This window comes from Pseudomonas sp. MPR-R2A5, from assembly GCF_058793055.1.
Window position 1 is genome coordinate 58,985 of sequence record NZ_JBXAFK010000035.1, and the last position, 24,550, is coordinate 83,534.

At 61.2% G+C, this 24,550-nt stretch carries 23 protein-coding genes; 12 read left to right on the forward strand and 11 right to left on the reverse strand.

All coding sequences use genetic code 11. The features are described from left to right. Positions 1-398: 398 nt before the first annotated feature. A complete protein-coding gene (locus AC1Q6I_RS23185) occupies positions 399-677 on the forward strand; it encodes a DUF3509 domain-containing protein (protein WP_003172952.1) in 279 nt (92 codons plus the stop codon). 60 nt (positions 678-737) lie between these two features. Here the strand turns inward: AC1Q6I_RS23185 and AC1Q6I_RS23190 are convergent, their stop codons facing one another. From AC1Q6I_RS23190 to aroC, 4 genes are all read right to left on the reverse strand, one after another. Further along, positions 738-1,016 (reverse strand): response regulator transcription factor, encoded by a 279-nt coding sequence (locus AC1Q6I_RS23190; protein ID WP_024076624.1) that lies wholly within the window; start codon positions 1,014-1,016, stop codon positions 738-740. 209 nt (positions 1,017-1,225) lie between these two features. Then, the gene (locus tag AC1Q6I_RS23195) at positions 1,226-1,756 is read right to left on the reverse strand and encodes an acireductone dioxygenase (RefSeq protein WP_024076625.1); all 531 of its coding nucleotides are present in this window, start codon (positions 1,754-1,756) and stop codon (positions 1,226-1,228) included. Then, complete coding sequence (locus tag AC1Q6I_RS23200; RefSeq protein WP_102625222.1) at positions 1,753-2,916, reverse strand: MFS transporter; 1,164 nt, start codon at positions 2,914-2,916, stop codon at positions 1,753-1,755. The genes AC1Q6I_RS23195 and AC1Q6I_RS23200 overlap by 4 nt, the downstream gene beginning before the upstream one ends. 61 nt (positions 2,917-2,977) lie before the next feature. Then, complete coding sequence (aroC, locus tag AC1Q6I_RS23205; protein WP_102625223.1) at positions 2,978-4,069, reverse strand: chorismate synthase; 1,092 nt, start codon at positions 4,067-4,069, stop codon at positions 2,978-2,980. Positions 4,070-4,211: 142 nt separating this feature from the next. Here aroC and AC1Q6I_RS23210 point away from each other — a divergent pair, with 142 nt between their 5' ends. Together AC1Q6I_RS23210 and AC1Q6I_RS23215 are read left to right on the forward strand one after the other, a co-directional pair. Beyond that, positions 4,212-5,174, forward strand: a complete 963-nt coding sequence (locus AC1Q6I_RS23210) for an alpha/beta hydrolase (RefSeq protein WP_024076628.1) — start codon at positions 4,212-4,214, stop codon at positions 5,172-5,174. A 99-nt stretch (positions 5,175-5,273) separates the two neighbouring features. Continuing rightward, a complete protein-coding gene (locus tag AC1Q6I_RS23215; protein WP_102625224.1) occupies positions 5,274-6,080 on the forward strand; it encodes a hypothetical protein in 807 nt (268 codons plus the stop codon). Positions 6,081-6,393: 313 nt separating this feature from the next. On the opposite strand, the gene prmB is transcribed toward AC1Q6I_RS23215, so the two are convergent. Then, positions 6,394-7,302, reverse strand: a complete 909-nt coding sequence (gene prmB / locus AC1Q6I_RS23220) for a 50S ribosomal protein L3 N(5)-glutamine methyltransferase (protein WP_024076630.1) — start codon at positions 7,300-7,302, stop codon at positions 6,394-6,396. Between the two features lie 239 nt (positions 7,303-7,541). Between prmB and AC1Q6I_RS23225 the strand changes: the two genes are divergently transcribed. The 5 genes from AC1Q6I_RS23225 (at position 7,542) to AC1Q6I_RS23245 (ending at position 10,324) form a co-directional block, all read left to right on the forward strand. Next, on the forward strand, positions 7,542-8,132 hold the full coding sequence (locus AC1Q6I_RS23225) for a cysteine hydrolase family protein (RefSeq protein WP_024076631.1): 591 nt from the start codon (positions 7,542-7,544) through the stop codon (positions 8,130-8,132). Between the two features lie 140 nt (positions 8,133-8,272). Next, entirely contained in the window at positions 8,273-8,593 is a 321-nt protein-coding gene (locus tag AC1Q6I_RS23230; RefSeq protein WP_102625225.1) for a hypothetical protein, read from the forward strand. 75 nt (positions 8,594-8,668) lie between these two features. Continuing rightward, a complete protein-coding gene (locus AC1Q6I_RS23235) occupies positions 8,669-9,226 on the forward strand; it encodes a Smr/MutS family protein (RefSeq protein WP_003192796.1) in 558 nt (185 codons plus the stop codon). A 78-nt stretch (positions 9,227-9,304) separates the two neighbouring features. Then, positions 9,305-9,850 (forward strand): GTP cyclohydrolase I FolE, encoded by a 546-nt coding sequence (gene folE / locus AC1Q6I_RS23240; protein WP_024076633.1) that lies wholly within the window; start codon positions 9,305-9,307, stop codon positions 9,848-9,850. Positions 9,851-9,952: 102 nt separating this feature from the next. Beyond that, positions 9,953-10,324 carry a glutathione S-transferase N-terminal domain-containing protein gene (locus AC1Q6I_RS23245; RefSeq protein WP_102625226.1) on the forward strand — a complete coding sequence of 124 codons (372 nt, stop codon included), beginning with the start codon at positions 9,953-9,955 and terminating at the stop codon, positions 10,322-10,324. A 111-nt stretch (positions 10,325-10,435) separates the two neighbouring features. Here the strand turns inward: AC1Q6I_RS23245 and AC1Q6I_RS23250 are convergent, their stop codons facing one another. The 3 genes from AC1Q6I_RS23250 to AC1Q6I_RS23260 are packed head-to-tail and all read right to left on the reverse strand — an operon-like array spanning position 10,436 to position 13,363. After that, a complete protein-coding gene (locus tag AC1Q6I_RS23250) occupies positions 10,436-10,747 on the reverse strand; it encodes an AtuA-related protein (protein ID WP_102625227.1) in 312 nt (103 codons plus the stop codon). Beyond that, positions 10,744-12,069 carry an acyclic terpene utilization AtuA family protein gene (locus tag AC1Q6I_RS23255; RefSeq protein WP_102625228.1) on the reverse strand — a complete coding sequence of 442 codons (1,326 nt, stop codon included), beginning with the start codon at positions 12,067-12,069 and terminating at the stop codon, positions 10,744-10,746. The genes AC1Q6I_RS23250 and AC1Q6I_RS23255 overlap by 4 nt, the downstream gene beginning before the upstream one ends. A 1-nt stretch (position 12,070) precedes the next feature. Continuing rightward, the gene (locus tag AC1Q6I_RS23260; RefSeq protein ID WP_024076637.1) at positions 12,071-13,363 is read right to left on the reverse strand and encodes a CitMHS family transporter; all 1,293 of its coding nucleotides are present in this window, start codon (positions 13,361-13,363) and stop codon (positions 12,071-12,073) included. A gap of 111 nt (positions 13,364-13,474) precedes the next feature. Here AC1Q6I_RS23260 and AC1Q6I_RS23265 point away from each other — a divergent pair, with 111 nt between their 5' ends. Then, the gene (locus tag AC1Q6I_RS23265) at positions 13,475-14,377 is read left to right on the forward strand and encodes a LysR family transcriptional regulator (RefSeq protein ID WP_024076638.1); all 903 of its coding nucleotides are present in this window, start codon (positions 13,475-13,477) and stop codon (positions 14,375-14,377) included. 9 nt (positions 14,378-14,386) lie between these two features. Here AC1Q6I_RS23265 and AC1Q6I_RS23270 read toward each other — a convergent pair whose 3' ends face one another. After that, positions 14,387-14,989 (reverse strand): glutathione S-transferase family protein, encoded by a 603-nt coding sequence (locus tag AC1Q6I_RS23270; RefSeq protein WP_024076639.1) that lies wholly within the window; start codon positions 14,987-14,989, stop codon positions 14,387-14,389. A gap of 10 nt (positions 14,990-14,999) precedes the next feature. Beyond that, positions 15,000-16,166: an aminotransferase-like domain-containing protein gene (locus tag AC1Q6I_RS23275; protein ID WP_102625229.1), complete on the reverse strand. Its 1,167-nt coding sequence runs from the start codon at positions 16,164-16,166 to the stop codon at positions 15,000-15,002. Between the two features lie 81 nt (positions 16,167-16,247). Between AC1Q6I_RS23275 and AC1Q6I_RS23280 the strand changes: the two genes are divergently transcribed. From AC1Q6I_RS23280 to AC1Q6I_RS23290, 3 genes are all read left to right on the forward strand, one after another. Continuing rightward, positions 16,248-16,682, forward strand: coding sequence for a MarR family winged helix-turn-helix transcriptional regulator (locus AC1Q6I_RS23280; RefSeq protein ID WP_024076641.1), 435 nt, complete (start codon positions 16,248-16,250; stop codon positions 16,680-16,682). Positions 16,683-17,105: 423 nt separating this feature from the next. Continuing rightward, positions 17,106-18,437, forward strand: a complete 1,332-nt coding sequence (locus AC1Q6I_RS23285; protein WP_205896041.1) for an NCS2 family permease — start codon at positions 17,106-17,108, stop codon at positions 18,435-18,437. A gap of 13 nt (positions 18,438-18,450) precedes the next feature. Further along, positions 18,451-19,077 (forward strand): LysE family translocator, encoded by a 627-nt coding sequence (locus AC1Q6I_RS23290; RefSeq protein WP_024076643.1) that lies wholly within the window; start codon positions 18,451-18,453, stop codon positions 19,075-19,077. Positions 19,078-19,132: 55 nt separating this feature from the next. Here the strand turns inward: AC1Q6I_RS23290 and AC1Q6I_RS23295 are convergent, their stop codons facing one another. Continuing rightward, on the reverse strand, positions 19,133-24,373 hold the full coding sequence (locus AC1Q6I_RS23295; protein WP_102625733.1) for a dermonecrotic toxin domain-containing protein: 5,241 nt from the start codon (positions 24,371-24,373) through the stop codon (positions 19,133-19,135). Positions 24,374-24,550: the final 177 nt, after the last annotated feature.

Sequence of the window (24,550 nt, forward strand, 5' to 3'; positions counted from 1 at the left end):
GCGGAACATCCTTTTTCTTATTCTTTATCTGATCCGGAAACACCGGCGCCTTGCGAAGGCAGGAGGCCGAATGCCTTGCAGGAAAATACGCCAGCGATTCTTCAGCTGTACACGCGGGATTTGAAAAGTTTTGTATCCCCTGCCCCTCGTTGGCTGAAAAAAGGGAATTTAGTCACGTACAGACAGTCTTTACCCTTGAGCACCCGCCGCGACGGGCCTATCGAATAGCGCAAAATGCAGGATGCATGATGGCCATTCATGCAAATTGCACGAAATCGAAAATTCTGAATATTTACAACCTATTGACTTATAAAGACTTTTTATAAATTCACTAGCTGGCACAATCACTGCACCTATCACTCCATGCTTGCCAACTTGAGCCAACGGAGCTGATAGACATGAGCCTGATCCAAGATAAATTCGCCTCAGTATTCTCCAACTACGACGTCACCACCCAGCCACGTCCCGACGGCGGTATCCTGTTGACCCTGCGCAACAGCGAAGGCAAGCAGGTCAAGCGTTCGATCTCTTACCAGCAGTTGCACACTGCCGATCAACTGACGTGGGTGATCAGCGCGATTCGCCGCGACCTGGCCGAACAAGCCAGTGAGCTGCCGCAGATTTCGATGCTGCAAAGCCAGAACCGCTTTGCCTTGCCGACCTACCATTCGGCCTGAGCTATCCAGCAATAAAGAGGGCCGCGACGCCATCAAGCGTCGCGGCCCTTTTTTATGCGTTCAGTACAGGCCTTGCCGAACCGCTTCATTCATTGCCTGCACGCGGTTGGTGACCTGCAACTTGCCATAGATGTTACGCAGGTGAAATTTCACCGTGGCTTCGGAACTGGCTCGAATCTGGCTGATCTCCCAGACAGTCTTGCCCTCCAGGGCCCAGCGCAGGATTTCCTGTTCCGCGGGGGTCAGGGGCTTGCCGGACAAGCTCAGGCGCTTTCTCACCGCTGTGGACACTTCGTCCTGCGTCGGTGACGATCGATCCTGCTCCTGTTGCGCGCTCATTCATCTCTCTCCTTTTATTTGCGGACGCCGTCCTAACCTTCGGATTTCTCCTATTGACAGACAGCATAAACATCGAGGTTTGGAGAGATTTACATAACGAACGGAATTAAAGAGCAAGACCTGCAAAAACAGCCAAGTCTTACACTCCAATAAGGTTCTTCCCACAATACTTTTCCGCATAGGCGGGTTGAACAATCGCGAACCAGCGACTAGTCGTCCAATCCTGGAAACCCAGCGGCAAGCTCACTCCCGGTAAACTCAGCGACCGCGTGCCCAGGCTGGTGGGATAACTGCAAGATCACGCAGTGCGGGTGCTCTCCCATATCGAACCAATGCGGCAAGCCGGCCGGGATCACCAGCAGGTCATTTTTCTCACAGCGTACGCCGTACACATAGTCACCGATGTGCAAGCTGAACAGCCCCTGGCCGGCGATAAAGAACCTGGCCTGGTCCGAGCTGTAGCGGCGCTCATCGAGAAGGCCGGCGCGCAGCTCGGTGCGTTGCGGGTGGTCGCCGGTGACGCTGAACACCTCAATGCAGCCGTAACCGAGGGCGTCGATCCGGGGCTGGCACGCGGCGATCATTTCAGCCTCGCTGGCACCTTTTGCCAGTGGGCCTGGTTGCCAGCGCTCGAACCGCACACCGTGCTCGGCCAGGGTCGAGACGATGTCGTCGAAATGGGTCAGGACCTTGTTCGGGGTATCCGGGGTGGTGACGGAGTAAACGGCTACATAACTCATTGGACGGTTCCTTGGTTCTGCTCTTGCAATCGAAAGCCGATGATAAGGGCGGCGGCCAGGGCCGCGACGCTGGCGATGCTGAACGTGAGGGTCGGCCCCAACAGATTCCAGCTATGGCCGGCATACAAAGCGCCAAGTGCGCCGCCGGTGCCGGCCAAAGCTGCGTACAACGCCTGGCCCTGGCCCTGCTGGCGGTCGCCGAAGCTGCGTTGCACAAAGGCAATCGCCGCCGCATGAAAACTGCCGAACGTTGCCGCGTGCATCACTTGCGCCAACAGCAACACCCAGAAAAACTCGGCAAACGAGCCCAGCAGCAACCAACGCAGCGCCGCCAGCAGGAAACTGGCCAGTAACACACGACGCACGGAAAAGCGCGTAAGGATGCGACTCATGGCCAGGAACATCAGCACTTCCGCGACCACCCCCAGGGCCCAGAGCATACCGATCACGCCTCGGCTGTAGCCCAAGTGCTCCAGGTGCAGGGTCAGGAAGGTGTAGTACGGCCCATGGCTCATTTGCATCAGCGCCACACAGGCATAAAACGCAAGGACCCCGGGGCTGCGCAATTGCGTGAGGAAACCCTCGGCAGCCAGGCGATTGCCCTGGGTGGCAGGCTGCGCGTTCGGTACCCACAGGCTGGCGCCGATGATGCCGGCCATGATCACCACGACCACCACCGGGTAAATATCCAGGCTCAGCCAGTCGAACAGGCGACCCATGATCACGACGGTGAGGATAAAGCCGATGGAGCCCCACAGGCGGACCTGGCTGTAGCGCGAGGTTTGTGTGTGCAGGTGGGCCAGGGTGATGACTTCAAACTGCGGCAGCACCGCATGCCAGAAGAACGCGTGCAAGGCCATCACCAGCGCCAGCCAGGCGTAAGTCTTGCTGATGAAAATCAGGCAAAAGCTCGCCAGGGTGCACACCGCGCCAAAACGCACGATGGCCAGGCGCCGACCGGTATAGTCGCCGAGCCAGCCCCACAGGTTGGGCGCCACGCAGCGCATCAGCATGGGGATGGCCACCAGTTCGCCGATGCGCGCGCTGGAGAACCCCAGATGATCGAAGTAAAGCGCCAGGAATGGCGCTGTCGCCCCCAGCAGGGCGAAGTAGAACAGGTAGAAGCTGGAGAGGCGCCAGTACGGGACGGGGGGTGTCATGTTGCCGCAAGGGGCTGCTTCACAGCCCCGCGCGAGCCACATCGCTCGCCACCACAATCCGTCACAGTTGGCCCAGTACCGGGGTACTCACGCGTACATCGGTATTTTGCCCACGGTTGCGCAGCAGGTGGTCCATCAACACGATCGCCATCATCGCTTCGGCAATCGGTGTGGCACGGATGCCGACGCACGGGTCATGGCGGCCCTTGGTGATGACGTCCACCGGATTGCCGTGCACATCGATCGAACGCCCCGGGGTGGTGATGCTCGATGTGGCCTTGAGGGCCAAGTGCGCAATGATCGGCTGCCCGGAGGAAATACCGCCGAGGATGCCGCCCGCGTTATTGCTGAGGAAACCTTGTGGGGTCAGTTCGTCGCGATGTTCGGTGCCGCGCTGGGCGACACATGCGAAGCCCGCGCCGATTTCCACGCCTTTCACCGCGTTGATGCTCATCAGCGCGTGGGCCAGTTCGGCGTCCAGGCGGTCGAAGATCGGCTCGCCCAGGCCCGGCTTGACGCCTTCGGCGACCACGGTGATCTTGGCGCCCACGGAGTCCTGGTCGCGGCGCAACTGGTCCATGTAGGCTTCCAGTTCCGGCACTTTGTCCGGGTCGGGGCAGAAGAAGGCGTTGTCTTCCACGCTGTCCCAGGTCTTGAACGGGATTTCGATCGGGCCCAACTGGCTCATATAGCCACGGATGACGATACCCTGGGTGGCCAGGTACTTCTTGGCAATCGCACCGGCCGCCACGCGCATTGCGGTCTCGCGGGCCGAGCTGCGGCCGCCGCCACGGTAGTCGCGTTCGCCGTATTTGTGATGGTAGGTGTAGTCGGCATGAGCCGGGCGGAACAGGTCCTTGATCGCCGAGTAGTCCTTGGACTTCTGGTCGGTGTTGCGGATCAGCAGGCCGATGGCACAGCCAGTGGTGCGGCCTTCGAACACGCCAGAGAGGATTTCGACCTGGTCAGGCTCCTGACGCTGGGTGGTGTGACGGCTGGTGCCGGGCTTGCGGCGGTCGAGGTCGCGCTGCAGGTCTTCCAGGGACAGCTCGAGGCCGGGCGGGCAGCCGTCGACAATGGCGACCAACGCCGGGCCATGGCTTTCGCCTGCGGTGGTGACAGTGAACAGCTTGCCGAAGGTATTGCCGGACATGCAGGGCGCTCCGTGAAATCAGTTGTAATCACTCAGAGGTGATAACCAAGCGCGCCAGTATACGCGGGCCAACCGACTAGTTCATCCTCGAAACCTTACCGGTAGACGTTGGTCGAACCGGCACCTTCCTGATGATGGCGTGATGATGCTTCGAGTTTTGCTACTGACCCTGACCCTGTTTACTGGCGTGGCCTGTGCCGCGTCCCCCGTGGTGTTGCAACGGCCCATCAGCCTCGACACCGGCAGCGGCGAGCTGTTTGGCTCGCTGCTGCTGCCCCAGTCCGACAAACCGGTGCCAGTGGTGCTGATCATTGCCGGCTCCGGCCCCACCGACCGCAACGGCAACAGCGCCGACGGCGCGCGCAACGACAGCCTCAAGCGCCTGGCCTGGGTGCTGGCCCGGCATAACATCGCCAGCGTGCGCTACGACAAGCGCGGCGTTGCCGCCAGCCTGGCCGCCACGCCCGATGAGCGCAACCTGACCCTGGACGCCTACGTGGCCGACGCCGTGGCCTGGGGCAAGCTGCTCAAGGCCGACAAGCGCATGGGCCCGCTGATTGTGCTGGGCCATAGCGAAGGTGCGCTGGTGGCCGCCCTGGCCGCGCCGCAACTCGATCCGGCGGGGGTGGTCTCCTTGTCCGGCAGCGCCCGTCCGGTGGACCAGGTGATACGCCAACAGTTGGCCGACCACCTGCCCCCTGCCCTGCTACTGCGCAGTAATGAAATCCTTGACCACCTCAAGGCCGGCCAGGTGGACCCCGATGTGCCGGCCCCTCTGGAAGGGATTTTCCGACCCAGCGTTCAGCCCTATCTGATCAGCCTGTTTCGTGCCGACCCCTCGGCAGCTTTTGCCAAGCTACGCATGCCGGCGCTGATCATCCAGGGCACCCACGATATCCAGGTGGGGGTGGGCGATGCGCAGCAATTGAAGAACGCCAAGCCCGACGCCGAATTGACGATAATCGAGGGCATGAACCACGTGATGCGCATCGTGCCCAACGACGTGAAGCAGCAACTGGCCTCCTATAACAACCCTCAATTGCCCCTGGCCGCCGAGCTGGGCACACGCCTGGTGCGCTTTATCGACGGACTTCAACCCCGTTGACCGACTAATTGCCTCCAGTACTGGGAAAAGCGGCCGATAAGCCCAGGGTCGACAGCAAAAAGCCTGTCGACTGGCTGGGCTTGGACAGGATCGCGCCGCATGACTATCACCGAAGCAACACCAGAACCTACCGCTGGAACCGCCACGGAAAAAACCGAGGTCGTCGACGCGGCGCCCCTGCCGTGGGCAGACGTGCAGGCGGAACATTTCAAGATGCTGCGCCTGGCGCCCCTGGCCACTGACCGCGCCACGGGGGTGAGGCCTTTGCGTTTCGTGCAGTTCGGTTACGCCGAACGCAACGACAAACACCACAGCCTGCTGCGCATGGTCATCCAGTTACCGGGCCAACGGGTGCGCCGCGAGCAGAATCACCTGGACATCTGGGTCGATCACGACAAGCACCGCGTGCACTTCGGCCCAGGCAACAGCCTGGAAATCGAACCGGCCAACCGTGGCATCGGCCGATTCCTGGTCGCCCAAGGCGCCGCCTGGGCGAAGAAGAAGTGGGCCCACTACCGCGTTGACGGCGTAGACCTGGCCAACAAGGACGCGCTCAATGAAGCCACGCGCCTGCGTCGCGATCACTTCCTGCGTGTCCAAGGCTTTGACGTGGCCTACGCCGATGTGCAGCATTTGAAAGGCAACGTGCAGCCCGGCAAGGTCGGCGATGTGCTGGACAGCTGGAACACCGAGAAGGTGCAGTTCGTGGAGATCCTCGAAGCCGCGCAAATGCTGCAACAGGCCGAACAGAACCTGGCGGAGCAGGAAGTGAAGCTGCGCAAGGAAGAGGAAAAGGTCACCAAGTTCAAGCGTGAGGACAGCGGGCTACGCTTTACCATCACCTGCCTGGTAGCGTTCACCGTGTTTCAGGCGGGGTTGTTGATCTGGATCGCTACGCACCGGTAAATCGCGAGTGACCGGGTTACACGGGATACACAGGTGGAAGGTGCGCCAACTATCCGACTGGGCGCTGTGGCGCAGCAAACTGGAACCCTGTGGCGAGCGGGCTAGCCATAATGCCGTTCAGTTAAGGCTTTTTTGTAGGAGCGAGCTTGCTCGCGAAGAACTCACAGGCGCCGCGTTCACTCAGGAAACACGCGTTATCGTTGACGTTTTTCGCGAGCAAGCTCGCTCCTACAGAAGGCGATGTACGCTTAACTGAACGGCATTAGGGCTTGCCACAACAACCCGCTTGCCACGACAGCCGGTTCTTCTTCAGTTAGATCCTGGCGGCGAAGATTGCCTGATGCGCCCGGCACTGTTCAGCCGTCAACATGAACACGCCATGCCCACCGCGCTGGAACTCCAGCCAGGCAAAATCGACTTCCGGGTACAGCGCCTCGACGTGGACCTGGCTGTTGCCCACCTCGACAATCAGCAAGCCCTTCTCGGTCAGGTGATCGGCCGCTTCGGCGAGCATGCGCCGCACCAGGTTCAGGCCATCGTCGCCGCACGCCAGGCCCAGCTCTGGCTCATGCTGGTATTCGTCCGGCATGTCGGCAAAATCCTCGGCATCCACATACGGCGGGTTGGACACGATCAGGTCAAAGCGCTGGCCCGGCAAGCCATCAAAGCCGTCCCCCTGCACGGTGTACACGCGTTCATCGACGCCATGGCGCTCGATATTCTGGTTGGCCACTTCCAGCGCTTCGAAGGACAGGTCGCCCAACACCACTTCGGCGTCTGGGAACTCATAGGCACACGCGATGCCAATGCAACCGGAACCCGTGCACAGGTCGAGAATGCGCGCCGGCGGCTGGGCCAGCCAGGGTTCGAAGCGGTTTTCGATCAGTTCGCCGATCGGTGAGCGTGGGATCAGCACGCGCTCATCGACAATGAACGACATGCCGCAGAACCAGGCTTCCTTCAACAGATAGGCGGTGGGTACCCGCTCGTGGATACGGCGATGCAGCAAACGCTGCACATGGGAGATTTCCTCTTCTTCCAGGTTGCAGTCCAGGTAGCTGTCGGCGATTTCCCACGGCAAGTGCAAGGCGCCAAGCACCAATTGCCGGGCTTCGTCCCAGGCATTGTCGGTACCGTGGCCAAAAAACAGGTCTTCCCCATGGAAACGGCTGACAGCCCAACGGATATGGTCGCGCAAGGTGCGCAGGCGAGAAGTGATCACGGGGGCAAGCTCCTGGAAAAAACGACTGGCGATTCTAACAGCCTTCGCCCGTAGCGACGATGTACGTAACGCCCTCGCCGTACGTCGGATTTCATCCAGTTTGCCATCATTGGCTGGAACAAGCCGGCCTCTTGACATGGCTGCACGCCAGCAACGGCGTACCTTATGATCGTAGCGATTCACAGAACCGCTCAGCCAGTGGACAATGTCACAAAAGCCCCACTCACAGGAGCCCCAGAATGTCCGTTCCAAAGACGATGTTTCAACTCAGCGGTCGTGGTTATGCAGCTGCCAATCTCAGCCATGCGACCCTTGTGATCATCGATGCCCAGAAGGAATACCTCAGCGGCCCGCTCGCCCTCACGGGCATGGACGCGGCGGTCGCCAATATCAAGCAATTGGTCGCAGCCGCACGCAGCGCCGGGCGCCCGATCGTGCATGTGCGCCACCTGGGCACCGTGGGCGGCCTGTTCGACCCGCAGGGCGAGCGTGGCGAATTCATCCCTGGCCTGGAACCGGCCGGCGACGAAACCATCATCGGCAAGCTGCTGCCCAGCGCTTTCCACGGCACCGGCCTGGAAAAACACCTGCAGGACCTGGGTTCGCTGGACCTGATCGTCTGCGGTTTCATGAGCCACTCCAGCGTCAGCACCACCGTGCGCGCCGCCAAGAACCTGGGCTTTCGCTGCACCCTGGTGGAGGACGCCTGTGCCACCCGCGACCTGCCTTACAAGGGCGGCGTCCTCACTGCCGAACACGTGCAGCAAACCGAAATGGCCATCATGGCCGACAACTTTGCCACCCTTGCCTTGACCAAAGACCTGATCTGACAGCCGCGCGATGAGCGGAGCGGCCGCGTGCGGGCCCCGCTCATCTGCAAATGCCTGTCATTTGCTGCAATTGCCTCTGGCACAGGAACAACCTGTGTATCTTCCGGTCGAAGGGCCGATACCCTGGAGGAAAGGTCGGAATGAAGATATCCGATGGTTTTGATGCTCGTCGCTTGCGCCCCAAGGGCCCGAGCAACTGGCGCCTGCGCCTGGTGGCCGGCATTGCCGCGCTGCTGGCGGTTGTAGGTGTGCTGCTGGCGGTGGCCGGTGGCGCAGGCTTGTCGGGGCACTCCCCGGCACTGGGCGAATTGAATGCCAGCCCTGGCGGCTCGGCGATCCTGGTGGTGGTCGGCCTGTTGGTGCTGTGGTTCGGCGTGTGGTTGTGGCGGCGCAGCCGGCGGCGGATGCGCCAGCCGTTGTCACTGAACATCGCCTCGCACCTGATGAAAAAACACGACTGATGGCGCTTGGATAGCGTTTCCTGCGCCCTGGCCGCCGCGATTTAGGTAAACTGCCCGCCCTTCGCGGAGGCTGACATGCAAGACGACGATTTTTCCCTGTTCAAGAACGAGCTGCGCGGCGTCAAGCCGATCAAGCACGACCGCGCCGACACCGGCAAACCCAAGACTGACCGGGCGCAGATCGCCAAGTTGCGCCAGGCTGCGACCGTGCGCACCGATGCCACCACCGTAGACGGCCTGTCGGACCAGTTCGTGATCGACGTCGGCCCCGAAGACGAACTGATGTGGGCCCGCGACGGTGTGCAGGAAAGCCAGATGCGCAAGCTCAAGGCAGGCCAGATCCCGTTCGAAGGCAGTCTAGACCTGCATGGCATGACCGTGGAAAAAGCCCGGGAAACCCTCTGGGCCTTCCTGGCCGAAGCCACCAAATTCGAAATCCGCTGCGTGCGCGTCACCCACGGCAAGGCCGTGCGCCTGGACGGCAAGCGGCCAATGATCAAGAGCCATGTCAACACCTGGCTGCGCCAGCATGCCCAGGTGCTTGGCTTTACCTCCTGCCAGGCCCGTCATGGTGGCGCCGGCGCGGTGTACGTGATGCTCAAGCGCACCATGATGGAAGGGCGCGACGAGTAACAAGTGCCATCGTCAGGCTTGCAGCCATGTGTCGGCCACCGTAACCTTGCGCTTTGCGAAAATCCAACAGGTAGTTTCATGTCCCTGGAACAGAATTACACCGAGATCCTCGGCCAACTTGGCGAGGACGTCTCCCGCGAGGGCCTGCTCGACACGCCAAAGCGTGCCGCCAAGGCGATGCAGTACCTTTGCCGCGGCTATGAACAGACACTTGAAGAAGTCACCAATGGTGCCTTGTTCAGCTCCGACAACAGCGAAATGGTGCTGGTCAAGGACATCGAGTTGTACTCGCTGTGCGAACACCACCTGCTGCCGTTTATCGGCAAGGCTCACGTCGCCTACATCCCGAGCGGCAAGGTGCTGGGCCTGTCCAAGGTCGCGCGGATCGTCGACATGTATGCGCGCCGCCTGCAGATCCAGGAGAACCTCAGCCGCCAGATCGCCGATGCGGTCCAGCAGGTCACCGGTGCCCTGGGCGTGGCGGTGGTGATCGAAGCCAAGCACATGTGCATGATGATGCGCGGTGTGGAAAAACAGAATTCGTCGATGATCACCTCGGTGATGCTGGGTGAGTTCCGCGAAAACGCGGCGACCCGTAGCGAATTCCTCAGCCTGATCAAGTAACAGGCTGCGTAGGAAAAGGCCGGCGTCCATCGCCGGTTTTTTTTCGCCCGCAAAATTCAGGTAAGCTGCGGCCCCTTCTGTCATGGGCAAGAGGTTTCAGCCATGTTCGTCAAAGCACTTCGAGTGGGCCTCGGCCACGTCATCATCGCGGGCGACTTCATTACCCGCCCACGCAAAAAGCAGCGCCCCGCCGAGCAGCAGGCACAGGTGAACGCGGCGGCCAAGGGCCTGAGCCTGTACCAGTTCCACGCCTGCCCGTTCTGCGTGAAGACCCGTCGTACCCTGCATCGCCTGAATGTTCCAGTGGCGTTGAAGGATGCAAAGAACAACGAGCAAGATCGCCAGACCCTGCTGGAGCAAGGCGGCAAGATCAAGGTGCCGTGCCTGCGCATCGAAGAGAATGGCCAGACCAGGTGGATGTACGATTCCAAGGTGATCATCGATTACCTGGACAAGCGCTTCGCTGCGCTCTGACAGACGCCGTCTCCTCTGTAGGAGCGAGCTTGCTCGCGAAAAACCTGAGGACGCCGCGGGGTGTCAGGTTCCCCTCGTTATCGTTGACGATTTTCGCGAGCTAGCTCGCTCCTACAGGATTTCCATGTCCAGTAATGCGGAGCCCAGGCATTTGCCATGGGCATCCAGCGCCAGCGAGCGTGTCACGCCGCCGCGCAGGATCCCCGGCAGCACGAAGTTCAGCGCCTGCACGTTGGGCAACTCATAACGCCGTATCGGCGCAGCACCCGGTTCCAGAAGGCCCGCAAAAAATTCGCTCACGCGCTCGGCCGTGAGCTGTTCGCAAAGCGAGGGATAGTCCTCGGCGCGATAGGCAATGATCGAAATATTCGAGGTGTCGCCCTTATCCCCGGTGCGGGAATGGGCCAGGGTGTGCAGCTTCATGCTTCGATCCTCGGGTTGACCGCGTTACGCGGCAGCAGCAACGACGCCACCGCCACCACCTGCCGCACACTCTTGCTGGCGCCGCCACCGCCAGACGGGCCGTTGGTGTAGAGGGTTTCCACTTCATTGCCGACACGTACCGCCTCGCTGCGCTCTTCACAGCGCGCAGCCACGCGCAGACGCACTTCCCAAGGCTCGACACTGCTGCGTGGGCCGTGCAATGAGTCCATGCCGATCAACTCGGCGCGCACCTCCTGCATCTTCACCCCCATCAACTCCAGGCGCTTGAGCACGACATCTCGCGCCAGTTGCGCCCGCGCGACCGCACCCGGGCCACCGTAGGACATCTGCCCCTCGCCGATCCAACCGTCCAGGTAACCCACGCTGACCTTCAACTGTTCCGGCCGTGCTCGGCCGTTGGCGCCCTGGGCCCGCACCCGGTCAGTAGCGTCGTCGATAAAGGTCACCTGGGAAAAGTCGGCGGTGACATCAGGGGTCAGGTACGCCGCAGGGTCATGCACTTCATAGATCAATTGCTCGGTACAGGTCGCTCGACTGACCCGCCCACCGGAACCCGCGACCTTGGTAATCACCGCATCACCGTCGGCATTGATCTCGGCCAACGGAAACCCCAGGCGCGCCAGGTCATTCACGTCCTTAAAGCCGGGATCGGCGAAATATCCACCGCTGACCTGCCCCGCGCATTCGAGCAAATGCCCCACCAGTGTGCCGCGCCCCAGACGCGGCCAATCGTCCATCGCCCAGCCAAACTCAAACATCTGCGGCGCCAGGAACAGCGACGGATCGGCCACGCGCCCGGTGATCACCACATCAGCCTCGGCACCCAGGGCCTCGAGAATGCCGTCGACGCCCAGGTAGGCGTTCGCAGAAATCAACCGCGCGCCCAGTGAGCCCAAGGTCTGGCCGTTATCCAGCACCTGCTCGGGACGCAGGATGTCGAGCACATCGTCACCCAGCACCGCCACCACCTTGAGGCCCAGGCCCAACTCATTGGCGATGCGGCGCACTTCAAGGGCCGCCGCCACCGGATTGGCCGCGCCCATATTGGTGATCACTCGCAAACGTCGGCGCCCCTCGCGGCGGCCGACAAACGGCAGCACGCGGCGCATGCGCTCGCTCAGCAGCGGGTCATACCCGCCCTGCGGATCGCTGATGCGCGCCTGTTGCGCCAGGGCGATGGTGCGTTCGGCCAGGCATTCGAAGACCAGGTAATCCAGGTCGCCGTGTTCGGCCAGTTCTACGGCAGGTTCGATGCGGTCGCCGGAATAGCCGGCACCGGAACCGATGCGCAAGGTGTTCATCTCAAATCACTCCCAGGAGCAACGCCGTCAGGGTCATCAACACCGACGCAGCAAACAGAAAAGGGATGGTAAAGCGCTGGTGATCGGCCAATTCGATCTTGCACAGGCCCACCAACAGGAATGTCGCGGGGGTCAGCGGGCTGACCGGGAAGCCGGTGGTGTGTACGCCGAGCAGCGAGGCCTGGGCCACTTGCAGCGGGTCGACGCCCAGGGCCTTGCCGACTTCGGCGATCACCGGCATGACGCCGAAATAGTAGGAATCGGGGTCGAACAGCATGCTCAGGGGCATGGAAATGAAGCCCACCACCGCGGGGATCAGCTTGCCGTGGCCCGCCGGAATCTGCGCGACCGCCACTTCGGCAATGGCCTTGAGCATGCCGGTGCCCTGCATGATGCCGGTGAACACCCCGGCGGCGAGCAGGATACTCGCCATGGTCAGGGCGGTTTTGGCGTGGGCATCGATGCGCGCACGCTGGGCATCGACATTCGGGTAATTGATGCACAGCGCGACCACAGTGCCGAGCATGAACATCACCACGGGATCGACCCAGCCGGCAATCATCACCACCATCACCAGCACCGTCAGGATCAGGTTGACCCAGAACAGGCGTGGGCGGCGCAGCCGGATGTCATCATCGCTGAGCACCCGTTGCGGCACGGCATCCACTGTGGAACCGGCGCCCAGGCCCAGGCGTTTTTCCTCGCGACGACCAAGCCACCAGGCGCAGGCGAAAACGAAGATCAGGCCGACGATCTGCACCGGGATCAGCGGCTGGAACAAGTCCGCCACTGGCACGTGCAAGGCTGCCGACGAGCGCAACACCGGGCCGGTCCAAGGCAGGAAGTTGACCCCGGCGGCCATCGCGCAGACACAGGCAAGGATGCGCTTGTCGATGCCCAGCCGTGTATACAGCGGCAGCATCGCCGGCACCGTCACCAGAAAGGTCACCGCGCCGGAACCGTCCAGGTGGACCAGCAAGGCCAGGGTCGCGGTACCCACCACAATTCGTGTAGGACGCGTCCCTACCGTACGCAGGATGCGATCAATGATGGGATCAAGCATGCCGGCATCGGTCATGATCCCGAAAAACAGGATCGCGAACACAAACATACCCACCACGGGGGCGACGTTCTTGATACCGGTAATGATGAAAGCGCTGGTCTGCAGGCCGAAACCGCCGAGCAGCGCGGCGATGATCGGCAAGGCAATCAGGGCCACCAGCGGCGAAAGGCGTTTGCTCATGACGGCAGCGAGCAGGCACAGGATGGTGATGACACCCAGGGTAGCGAGCATGGGTTACTCCAGAGCGGCCTTGGTGGCCGGTTATTGTTTTCCCTGGAGTATTGGAAGCGGGTTAGTCTTTGTAAATTGGAATATTCAGCCCCGTATGTTCGGAAAAACAAAATGAAGAACTCAATCCAGCATATTCAAGCGTTTCTCGCGGTGGCCCGTACCGGAAGTTTCACCAAGGCCGCCAATGAACTGCACCTGTCTCCTTCGGCACTGACAGTCCAGGTGCAACAACTGGAGGACTGGCTCGGCGTCACCCTGCTGGACCGTAGCCCGCGCCATGTGAGCATCACCGCCGCCGGCCAGGAAGCCCGTGGGCCGATGGAAAAGCTGCTGCTGGACCTGGACAACATCGTCACTGGCTCCCGCGACCTGGCCGCCCTGCGCCGGGGCGTGGTCACCATCGCCGCCCTGCCCTCGGTCTGCGCAGGCGCCCTGCCCCCGGCGTTGCGCCTGTTTCGCGAGCGTTTTGCCGGGATCGAAGTGCGCTTGCAGGACCTGGTGGCCCACCGCATTCACGCCCAGGTGCGCGCAGGCGAGGTGGATTTTGGTATCGGCGTACGCGCGCGGTTGAGCCATGGCCTGGAATTCGTACCGGTGCTTAATGATCGTTTGTGCGCGTTCGTACCGCTGGATCACCCCCTCGCCCACCATCGCCAGTTGACGCTGCAACAACTGGCCGACCAGCCGATCATCCTCACCGGCCGCGACAGCAGCGTGCGTGAGCAAGTGGATGGGCTGTTCGATGAGATGCGGCTGACGATGCACGCCGGCATGGAAGCCAACTACATGTCGACGGTGTTGGCGCTGGTGCGCCAGGGCCTGGGAATCAGTGTGCTGCCGGAGTCGGCGGCGGACAGCCTGGAGGGGTTGAAACGTATCCACATCGATCATCCCGGCGTGAACCGGGAGATCGGGTTGATCAGTCGTAGCGGGATGGGGCTGAGCCCGGCGGCACAACGTTGTTTCGACCTGCTGAATGAGGAACTGTCCGACACACCCTCCCAGAGTTTTTGACCGCGTCAGTCAGTCGAGCATCGCGATATGTCTGGGATGGCTGGCCACACGCTCCAACCAAGCCCGCACGGCCGGGTACGGCGCCAGATCAAAACCGCCTTCCTCGGCCACATGGGTGTAGGCATACAACGCCACGTCGGCAATGGAGAACTGGTCGCCGACCAGGTAGGGCGTGAGTTGCAACTGGCGCTCCATGACCTTGAGCGCCTTGTAGCCACCCTTGTGCAGCTTCTTGTATTCCTCCTGGCGATCTTCCGGTAGCCCCAGGTAAAGCTGGATAAACCGCGCCACCGCAATGTACGGCTCATGGCTGTACTGTTCGAAGAACTGCCATTGCAGCACTTGCGTGCGCAGGCGCGGCTCGGTGGGCAGGAACTGGCTGCCATCGGCCAGGAAGTTGAGGATCGCGTTGGATTCCCACAGGCAGGTGCCGTCTTCGAGTTCCAGCACCGGGATCTTGCCGTTGGGGTTCTTGGCCAGGAATTCCGGGGTCTCGGTGTCGCCGTTGAGGATGTCGACATCCACCCACTGGTACGGGATGCCCAACAGGTTGAGCATCAATTTGACCTTGTAGCAGTTGCCCGATTTGTAATCGCCATAAACCTTATACATGGGGCTCCCCTTATGCCGCTTGCGCGTGCTGTGCTTGACGGACCACTGCGGCCAGGCGCTTGAGACCTTCGTCCAGGCGGGACGGGTCGATATGGCTGAAATTGAGCCGCAGTGAACCCAGGTGCTGGTCCGGCTCGGAAAAGAACGGTTCACCGGGCATGAACGCGACGTCCTGATCGAGTGCAGGAGCCAACAAGGTGCGGGTATCGAGCGGCTGTTTCAAGGTCAGCCAGAAGAATAATCCGCCCTGGGGCACTTGCCAGTCGGCCAACTCGCTGAAGTGACGCGCCAATGCAGCCTGAAAAGCATCGCGTCGCTCGCGATAAAAACCGCGCAGCTCGACCAGGTGCTGTTGATAGTTGTCGGTACCCAACCACTGCATCGCTTGCCACTGGCCGACGCGGTTGGTGTGCAGGTCAGCCGATTGCTTGAGCTTGAGCAAATGCGGGAACAGGTCGGGGCTGGCGATCAGGTAGCCGACGCGCAGGCCGGGCAACAAGGTCTTGGACACCGTTCCAGTGTAGATCCAGCTGGCCTTTTTCAGGCGGCCGGCAATGGGCTGCGCGCTGCCGCCATCGAAGGTCAGCTCGCGGTAGGGTTCGTCCTCGATCAGGGTCACGCCGAACTCGTCGAGCAAAGCCGCGACAGCCTCGCGCTTGGCTTCGCTGTAGCGCACCGCCGACGGGTTCTGGAACGTCGGGATCAGGTAAATGAACGCCGGCCGATGGCGTTCAAGGCTGGCACGCAGGGCGGCCAGGTTCGGGCCGTCGGTTTCCAGTTGCACGGTGAGGCATTCGGCGCCGAACAGTTGGAAGATCTGCAAGGCGGCCAGGTAGGTCGGGCCTTCCAGTAGGATCTGAGTGCCTTTATCGATATACAGCTTGGCCGCCAGGTCCAGGGCCTGCTGGGAGCCGCTGACCACCAGCACTTGGCTGGCCTGGCACGGCACGCCAAGGGCGCGGGCCTTGGCAGCGAGCAATTCACGCAGTTGCGGCTCGCCTTCGCTCATGCCGTACTGGCCGATATTCAGCGGCATGCCATCCCAGTTCAACGCCGGCAACATCGCTTCGGCGGGCAAGCCTCCGGCGAACGACATCACTTCCGGGCGCTGGGCCGCCGCGAGGATTTCACGAATCAAGGAGCTTTTGAGGCGCGTAACACGTTCAGAGAAGGCCATAAGGTCACCGCTAGCGAAGCCTGTGGGAAATACGTCAAACTAGTTGACCGAAATTACGACGACTTGAGTAGATACGTCAATATGCTTGACCTTAAAAACCAGAACAGTCAGCAAGCCGCCATGGAAGCGTTCTTCTTCGGCTACCAGGCGTTTACCGCCAAGGCCGACGAAATGCTCGAGCGCCGCGGCCTGAGCCGGGTGCACCAACGCATCGTGTTTTTTATCGCGCGCTACCCGGGCCTGAGCGTGAAGGAACTGCTGGAATTGCTGGGCGTGAGCAAGCAGGCGCTGAACATGCCGTTGCGCCAATTGCAGGAAATGCACTTGGTGGACAGTGTCGCGTCCGAGGCCGACAAGCGTAAACGCTTGCTGGCGTTGACCGAGGACGGCCGGCGTTTCGAGCAGTCACTGCGCCGCGAACAGGTGAAATTGCTGCAGCGCGCCTTCGCCGAAGCAGGCGAAGAAGCGGTAACCGGCTGGTTGGCGGTGAACCAGGCCCTTGCAGGGCCGCCGTGATCGCCGTGGCAAGCGGAATTACTGTGGCGAGCGGGCGTGTTGTGGCGAGCGGGCTTGCCCCGCGTTGGGCTGCGAAGCGGCCCCAAAACCAGACACCTCGGTGTGTCAGTTAGAAACACACGCCTGCCATGGGGCCGCTTCGCGCCCCAACGCGGGGCAAGCCCGCTCGCCACAACAAGCCCGCTCGCCACAGGCCAGCCCGCTTGCCACAACCCCCACCGGGATGTGCCTTTCATCTATTTCGCACAAGAAATAGAAAACATTATTTGCTTTCTTTGTATACAAAAGCATAATTCGCTTCGTGCGAGTTCCTGACCTATTGGTCAACAAACCCGCCAGTACCTCACAGCGCGTGCGCGCTGGACATAACAATAAAATGCTTGAGGAGTACTCGCTGTGGATAGCCGCAAATCCGAAGCCCCGCTGGACCTCGCCCCGCCGAACCTCACCCACACGAACCACGGCTGGCTCGAACGCCTGTTCAAACTGCGCTTGCATGGCACCACAGTGAAGACCGAGCTGATCGCCGGCCTCACCACCTTCATCACCATGGCCTACATCATCTTCGTCAACCCGAACATCATGGCCGACGCCGGTATCGACCACGGTGCGGCGTTCGTCGCCACCTGCATCGCCGCCGCCCTGGGGTGCCTGTTGATGGGCCTGTATGCCAACTGGCCGGTGGGCCTGGCGCCGGGCATGGGCTTGAATGCGTTTTTCACCTACACCGTGGTCGGCACCATGGGCTACACCTGGCAGACCGCACTGGGTGCGGTATTCATCTCTGGCGTGCTGTTCATGCTCCTGACACTGTCGCGCGTGCGTGAATGGCTGCTCAACAGCATCCCGGTCAGCCTGCGCCATGCCATGGGCGCCGGCGTCGGGCTGTTTCTCGGGGTGATCGGCCTGAAAACCGCGGGCATCATCGTCGATAGCCCCGCCACCCTGATCAAACTCGGTTCCCTGCACGAACCCGCCCCGCTGCTGGCGGCCATCTGTTTTCTATTGATCGCGATCCTCAGCTATCACCGCGTGTTTGGCGCGATCCTGATCAGCATCATCGCCGTGACCCTGGCCGGCTGGGGCCTGGGCCTGGTGCACTACAACGGCATTCTCTCCACCCCACCGAGCCTGGCACCGACCTGGATGGCCATGGACATCAAAGGTGTATTCAATGTCAGCATGATCAGCGTGGTATTTGCCTTCCTTTTTGTGCACATGTTCGACACCGCAGGTACACTGATGGGCGTGGCACAACGCGCCGGGCTGGTGGGCGACGATGGCAAGATCCATAACCTGTCCAGGGCGCTGAAGGCCGACAGTGCCTCCAGCGTGTTTGGCGCCATGGTCGGCGTGCCGCCGGTGACCAGTTATGTGGAAAGCGCTGCCGGCGTCGCGGCCGGTGGTCGCACCGGGCTGACCGCCGTGACCGTGGGCGTGCTGTTTGTGGCAGCGATGTTTTTCGCACCGCTGGCCGGCATGATCCCGGCCTATGCGACGGCCGGTGCACTGATTTATGTGGCGATGCTGATGATGGCGAGCATGGCCCATATCCATTGGGATGAAGCCACCGACAGCATCCCGGCAATCGTGACCGCGATCATGATGCCGCTGACTTTCTCCGTCGCCGACGGTATCGCCCTGGGCTTTATCACCTATGTGGCGCTGAAAGCAGGTACCGGCAAGTACCGCGAAATTTCCCTCAGCCTGTGGGTGCTGTGCGCGATTTTCATCGCTAAATTCATATTTCTATAAAAAGGAGTAAGGCATGACCCTGGAAACCTGGCTGCTGTTCAGCGGCGCTGCATTGATCGTGATCCTGATCCCCGGCCCACTGTCCTTGCTGATGATCAGTAACAGCCTCAACTATGGTCTGCGCGGTTCGTACCCCGCATTCCTGGGTGGCGTGTTTGCCTCGGTCTGCCTTTTGAGTGCATCGGCACTGGGGCTGGGCGCCCTGCTGCTGGCCAGTGAGCAACTGTTCGGCGCATTGAAACTGCTCGGCGCGCTGTACCTGTTCTACCTCGCCTGGCAAAGCTGGCAGCAATCGCGCCAGCCGAGCCTCGCCGTGCACGTACCACAGGCCATCGCCACGCCGCGTTTTCGCAGCTTGTTTGGCCGCGCGTTTGTACTGGGCGCCAGCAACCCCAAGGACATTCTGTTCTTTGCCGCCTTCCTGCCACAGTTTCTCGACAGCGGGCAATCCTTCCTGCCGCAACTGCTGGTCATGATCGCCACCTGGACGGTGCTCGACCTGCTGTGCAAGTTGACCTACGGGCTCGGCGCACAGGGAGCGGCACGCTACCTGCGCAGCGGCAAGGGCCAGGTCGGGTTCAACCGCGTCAGCGCCGTATTATTCAGCGGGGCCGGGGCAGCGTCTCTGCTGAGTCGATGAGGTCACTGGCAGACGCTTCAGCCTGCACACTGTCGAGTCGATCGCGGCGAGGCGCTCACACCTTCACAAAATAAACACTGGGTGGATCCGCCTGAAAGACAGGCCATTGAATACCTGCCACGATCCGGACCAATCGATTTTCCTGCATGGCGCGCTGGACACTCACAACGGGAAGCGAACCCGGGTTGGCTCTGATGGCGACATTCAACCAGTGATCGGTCAGCCTTTCTTTCAACTGAACACTGGCTCGCTCAACCCACAGGGCGCTGATGTAGTACACATTGCCTGACGCGGAAGAACGGTGCGTCGCGATAAATTCATTGCTCAGGTACCTGTTTCTTCTTACCTCGACGTCATACACGTTGAAGCCCTGCTGCTCCAGGACGTTCCGGATGGCGGCGCGTTGTGCAGTGTTGCGCTGAGCCGTTCTCCCTGGACCGCTATATCGCAACACAGGATCCAAGTGGGGAGCCCGGAAGTCGACGCGAGTGAAGCCCGGCGCGTTGCTCTCGTTACCGATGCGGATTGATCCGTGCGCTCGTTCGGTGCGGCGTAACATTCTCAGCAAGTCATCGGTCTGGCTCGAGCCCCTGGCATTGGAGGCCAGCCAATTGTCCAGCGTCGCCCGGATATTGAGCAGGTGAGTGGTCGAGACCGAGTAGGCAGTGTCGGCCAACTCGATCAGCCTTCTGGCTGCCATTCTCTGGCTGTGCAGGGTCATGGTAGGGAAGGCCGTGCCGACATAGTGCTCCAACGGCCGGTCGAACAAACGCGTATGCACTTGCCAGTCACCCGTCGCATTGCGCGATACCGGTATCGGCTGTTCGCCTGGCGCAGTGCTTGTCCAACGTTCGATATCCACGTAGGCGCGTGAAACCAGCGGCTCGTCCGGGACAATAAACGCAATACCGCTCCTTGGCGCATTGCTACCCTCATGAAGCAACCGGTAATACCCGATCCCCGACACGGTCGGCGTGTCATATTGCGCCCCGATATAGATAGTGTCGTAGGAAAACCCTCGGGTGTCCTGGCTCACATGAAACGTCCCGAACTCCGTGGCGGCAGACATCTGCTCGAGAGGAACCTGAACCCTCCAATCGAACCATTCGTTGGCTGTGGCGGGTGACTGGTAAATACGATGTTCCGTCGCAGCGCGCACACTGGTTGGCCGCCAATCCGACACTACCGGCATTGGCGCACGCCAGGGGTCAAGCCCAGCGGTACTCGTCCCCGCCACCGGCTGGGGCGCATCAGCGCCCAGTAACCACTCCCCAGGTTGGTGGACGTTGATAATCAGTTCGTCCTGCCCCAGCGCCTGCTGGTTTTTCAGGCGCAATACCCGTTCGTTGTCGCGCCGGTAAAGTGGGTAATGGTGGGTTTCATCCGCCACGAAGAGCTCGCCGTTTTTCACGTAGACGCCGGACGCCCCAGGCCCTTTAAGCGCCACCGCGCCCTCGGGCACACCCTTGGCTTTGAAGCGTTCCAGGGCTTTGAGTTGGGTCATCTTGGGCGGTTCCGGGCGTGAAAGCCCGTCATACGGTGTCATGCGCAAGCGGTGTATTTTTCTCAGCCCATTACCCAGCGCGGGGCGCGCCATGCCGGCGCTCTTGGGGCCGGGGATAAAGCTCATCAACAGGTCAATCGCCAGATAGGCGCTCCTGAAACCGACTTCGACGGCATCCCGAGGGTCGCCAGAACGGTGATAACGCCGTGCCGAAAGCAACAACTCATAGGCTTCGTTCAACACCCCGAAGGCCGGAGAGAAAAACGCCACCAACGCCCGCGCACGGGTATCGCCCTGCTCACCAAGGCGCCGAATTCGATAGTCTTGCAGCGCCTTGCCGGATTGACTCGCCGCCTGCGTCCGGCGCTGCAGGTCAAGCAGGCTGGCACGGTAGAGCAATGCCTGGGCGTTGCTGTGGGATGTTCCGACGATCGCCAACCATTCCCGCGGCTCGCAAGCGATCTGCTCGAGGATCAGTTTTTCAATTTCTTCCGGCAACGGCGTCGGCTCCAAGTGCTTGACCTTGAATGAGCGAACAAAACCGATACCTTTCCAGATCCCTTTCATGAAGAAAAAAGCCGGCGCGACAATCAAGTGCGCGGCCCCCACAGCGCGCTCGCCAACCGCCTCCGGATAATGGGTGATCGCCTCGAATGCCCAACCGGGGGCGACCTGCCGCGAGAGTGCCTTGACGTTATCGGGCAAGGCACCGATGCGATTGAGTTCATCCTGGGCCACTTGCAGGCTGCTGTACTCAGTGAGCGCCAAGCCGTGGGGCGCATCGGGCCAGTAGACCACGCAAAGCCCGGAAAGCTTGTCCTGCACGACCACGATCCCCGCGATATAGCGATCGTGCTGCAGGGTGTGCCCCACCACATGCACCACATGCAATTGCAACTGGTACGGGCTCTTCCACAAGTCTTGCGGGGTTATCGCCGCCATCGCGGCGATGAACAGGTTTTGTGCATTGGCTGTCAGACCCCGTTGAATCGCCGAGAACAGATGATGTTCAACGCCCGCACGCAGGGCGCGATTCAGCAACGCGGGGATACGTCCTTCGCTGAGCGTCCGGCCAGGACCGATGAGTGGGTAAAAAGCCCGGTTGATCAACGCGTCGTATTGCCCACCGATATCCAGTGAAGACACCAGGCGGATCAGGTAACCGGCATTGAGCTGTTGCTTCCAGTCAGCTTGCAGATAGCGGGCGCGATCGAGTCGCCACTGCGTCCAGGGCGCCAGCGGGTCCAGGTTATGCAGCGCCAATTGCAGCAGACTGAACGTCGTGCGCGTCGTGGTTGGCGTCAACACTATGTTGCGATCACCCACGGTACAGGTGCTGCTCCAGCCACAGAAAGAGCCGCGCACATCATCGGGCAGCTCAATCAAAGGCTCGTCGATATCCGGCAGCGGGGAAAAACCATCCTGGCGTAAACGGTCGATCAAGGCTTGGCGGGCGAACGTGTTCAGGTCAGGCAGGTAGTGCTCGATCCGATCATGAAAGGCAAAGGTACTGCCCAGGTACACACGCTCCAAGTGTTGGAATTTTTTACGCTGGGCACGGCTTGCGCGCGCCAACCACGTGGGCAGTTTCTTCGCTTCGGATACCGCTTTGCGCAGCAGCTCGACATTGGCCAGAGCCCGGCTCAGGAGGTTATTGAGGGGAATACTCAGTTGATCTTCCAGCTCGACCATCAACAGCGAGCGGCTCAACCCGGGGTCCGTCACCTCACTGAAAATACGCGTGATGTCCTCGTTGCTGTTGTGCAAGCGAGAGTAACTACCCAGCAGTTTCTTGAGCGAGGCCAGCGCTGGCTTGCCCGGGATCTCAAGGTAGCGAACAGCGAGCGTTTCACGTGCCGCATGCCCCCGCAGATCGGAGCGTTTATCCCGCTCGACGGTGCCCCACAGCACAGAGCCATCCGGGCTGCTCAGGCTCGTCTTGAGGCTTCGGGTCAAGGCGTCCAAACCGGCAAACGCCTGAATCCCCCCCTCCGAGCCGAACGCGTACAGCACCACCGGATGCTGGCGGGCCGGAACCCGCACCGCAGCCGCCGTGGTCATCACCCAAACATTATGGAGTGGGTAGAAGGCGTCCGGTTCGCTGCCCACCGCGATCGACAGCACCCGGGTATCGCTGCCCGGGCGTTTGGCTGCCAGGGGCTGGGCCACCACTTCGACCACCAGGTCTCGATGGGCCGCACTGATCAACTTGAGCCCGTGCAGCAACTGCGCTTCGCAACGCAAGGCTTCGGTCTGGGCTTGCATAAACAGGGAAACACGTCTGGCCGTTCCCTTCCCATGAGGGCGCTCTGCCCAGAATGCCAACTCAAGCAGCCGATGCCGCGCGCTTTGCATCAAGGTTTTCAGCACATGGGTATGGACGTTGAGTCGCCCCACCTGGGACATGATCTCCAGATAGGCTGGAGTCTCTGCGCAGGGGTCATCCGCGGCCAATAAGGCGACCAGGCCCTTTTCATAGCGTTTGACCTGCTGTTCTACGGTACGCATGGGCAAACCCGGCGCCACACCGGTGAACATGATTTCTTCGCGTCGTCGTTGCTGGTCCCATTTGAGCAATTGATCGCCAATGACCCCGAGCCGGGCAGCGCCGACCAGTTGGCGCCTGGCGCTCTCCACCTGCGCGAAAAAAAGCACGGCATCCAGCGGTGGCGGCTGAGACCGCACGTCAGAAAACACGTGGGCAAAATACACCTTCACCGCACACCCCAGCTCATTGCTCCATTGCCCGGCCAGCAACGCCTGGGCGCCATGCGCCAGCGCATCGTCCCTCACCTCCAAGCCACGCGTGAAGCCGGTGGCCGGCGACAGGTCCGCCGGCCGGTACAAGGTTTTGCGGCGACTTAACGGCAAGCAATGCCAGAGGTCGTGGAACAGCGAGCGGTTCAACGCCAGCAGGTCGCACTGAAGGGCAAGGAAGGATGGGGCCTCGTAAAAATTGCGTGCGGTGCCTGACAGGTAAATCACATGAGGCGTATCACTGGCCTCCCCCTCACGGTAAAGATGCAAGGCCCCGGGCATCGCGACGGCAGGAGTGCCCGGCCACATCAATTGGCTCACTTTGACGCTGGCCCACTCCCCGCCTGCCCGCTCGCGTGCTTCTGCGGCAGGGGCGTCGATCAGGGCTTGAACCAGGGCCATGCCCGCGCTCGATAGCTCCTCAAGTTGCCGCGCCATGAACGCACGGTCAGCGAAGAGCGTCTTTTGCAACTCGACCCAACGTTCCTGGCGGGTGAGCCAGGAGCCCTGCGCCAGCGTGCCCCAGTATTCAGAAACCGCGTGATCCAATCGCTCAAAGAGCCTCAGCGCATTGACACGCTGCAACGCTTCCAGCGGCGTATACGGTAAGCGGCAACCCGGATCTCCCTTGACGCTCAGCGCGGTGAACTGGCTAACGTTGGCCATCACCACGGGCAACGCCAGCAACATCAACGCCCGATCGGTCAAACTGTCGACTTTGCGCGGTTCGCTTGGCCGCTTGGATTCGGTGAACAGCAAGCTGTCCGGGTCCATGCCGAATGCTTTGCGCAACTCGCCACGGATAACCGTCAAGACTTTGGGAGAGCGTCCTATCAAGCGTGCAAGTTCCTGCGTCGACTCTGTGCAGCGCCGATCTGCAAGGCCGATCTGATTGATCAGGCGGCTTGGATGGGGATGGGCGTTGATCCGCCGCGTTAATCGCTCACGAAGGGCCTGTGGCGCATCGCTGTCGTCTGCAACGGATGGGGAACTGGAAGGGGGCGCAGCGCTTGGGTGATCGATGGACGAGGTCATGGTGTTTTCTTTTCTAGGAGGAAAACACCCATCCTAGGTATCGCCGAGGTGCCCCTGGCGCTAGATAGTTGAACGCACGACACGCAAAAAAATCTATGGTCCCCCCATTTTTGCAATACTGATTAACGGGCGATGTGGTTGGCTTGCTTAAATCTATCCGGCGTCTGTTTGGGGCTT

Excerpts from the sequence above, each read along its gene's own strand:
- AC1Q6I_RS23210 (WP_024076628.1), top strand. The coding sequence starts at position 4,212 with ATGATGCTTCGAGTTTTGCTACTGACCCTGACCCTGTTTACTGGCGTG.
- AC1Q6I_RS23225 (WP_024076631.1), top strand. The coding sequence starts at position 7,542 with ATGTCCGTTCCAAAGACGATGTTTCAACTCAGCGGTCGTGGTTATGCA.
- AC1Q6I_RS23295 (WP_102625733.1), bottom strand. The coding sequence starts at position 24,373 with ATGACCTCGTCCATCGATCACCCAAGCGCTGCGCCCCCTTCCAGTTCC.
- AC1Q6I_RS23275 (WP_102625229.1), bottom strand. The coding sequence starts at position 16,166 with ATGGCCTTCTCTGAACGTGTTACGCGCCTCAAAAGCTCCTTGATTCGT.
- AC1Q6I_RS23250 (WP_102625227.1), bottom strand. The coding sequence starts at position 10,747 with ATGAAGCTGCACACCCTGGCCCATTCCCGCACCGGGGATAAGGGCGAC.
- AC1Q6I_RS23290 (WP_024076643.1), top strand. The coding sequence starts at position 18,451 with ATGACCCTGGAAACCTGGCTGCTGTTCAGCGGCGCTGCATTGATCGTG.
- aroC (WP_102625223.1), bottom strand. The coding sequence starts at position 4,069 with ATGTCCGGCAATACCTTCGGCAAGCTGTTCACTGTCACCACCGCAGGC.
- AC1Q6I_RS23255 (WP_102625228.1), bottom strand. The coding sequence starts at position 12,069 with ATGAACACCTTGCGCATCGGTTCCGGTGCCGGCTATTCCGGCGACCGC.
- AC1Q6I_RS23215 (WP_102625224.1), top strand. The coding sequence starts at position 5,274 with ATGACTATCACCGAAGCAACACCAGAACCTACCGCTGGAACCGCCACG.
- AC1Q6I_RS23270 (WP_024076639.1), bottom strand. The coding sequence starts at position 14,989 with ATGTATAAGGTTTATGGCGATTACAAATCGGGCAACTGCTACAAGGTC.
- AC1Q6I_RS23260 (WP_024076637.1), bottom strand. The coding sequence starts at position 13,363 with ATGCTCGCTACCCTGGGTGTCATCACCATCCTGTGCCTGCTCGCTGCC.
- folE (WP_024076633.1), top strand. The coding sequence starts at position 9,305 with ATGTCCCTGGAACAGAATTACACCGAGATCCTCGGCCAACTTGGCGAG.
- AC1Q6I_RS23245 (WP_102625226.1), top strand. The coding sequence starts at position 9,953 with ATGTTCGTCAAAGCACTTCGAGTGGGCCTCGGCCACGTCATCATCGCG.
- AC1Q6I_RS23190 (WP_024076624.1), bottom strand. The coding sequence starts at position 1,016 with ATGAGCGCGCAACAGGAGCAGGATCGATCGTCACCGACGCAGGACGAA.
- AC1Q6I_RS23280 (WP_024076641.1), top strand. The coding sequence starts at position 16,248 with ATGCTTGACCTTAAAAACCAGAACAGTCAGCAAGCCGCCATGGAAGCG.
- AC1Q6I_RS23200 (WP_102625222.1), bottom strand. The coding sequence starts at position 2,916 with ATGACACCCCCCGTCCCGTACTGGCGCCTCTCCAGCTTCTACCTGTTC.
- AC1Q6I_RS23230 (WP_102625225.1), top strand. The coding sequence starts at position 8,273 with ATGAAGATATCCGATGGTTTTGATGCTCGTCGCTTGCGCCCCAAGGGC.
- AC1Q6I_RS23235 (WP_003192796.1), top strand. The coding sequence starts at position 8,669 with ATGCAAGACGACGATTTTTCCCTGTTCAAGAACGAGCTGCGCGGCGTC.
- AC1Q6I_RS23185 (WP_003172952.1), top strand. The coding sequence starts at position 399 with ATGAGCCTGATCCAAGATAAATTCGCCTCAGTATTCTCCAACTACGAC.
- AC1Q6I_RS23265 (WP_024076638.1), top strand. The coding sequence starts at position 13,475 with ATGAAGAACTCAATCCAGCATATTCAAGCGTTTCTCGCGGTGGCCCGT.
- AC1Q6I_RS23195 (WP_024076625.1), bottom strand. The coding sequence starts at position 1,756 with ATGAGTTATGTAGCCGTTTACTCCGTCACCACCCCGGATACCCCGAAC.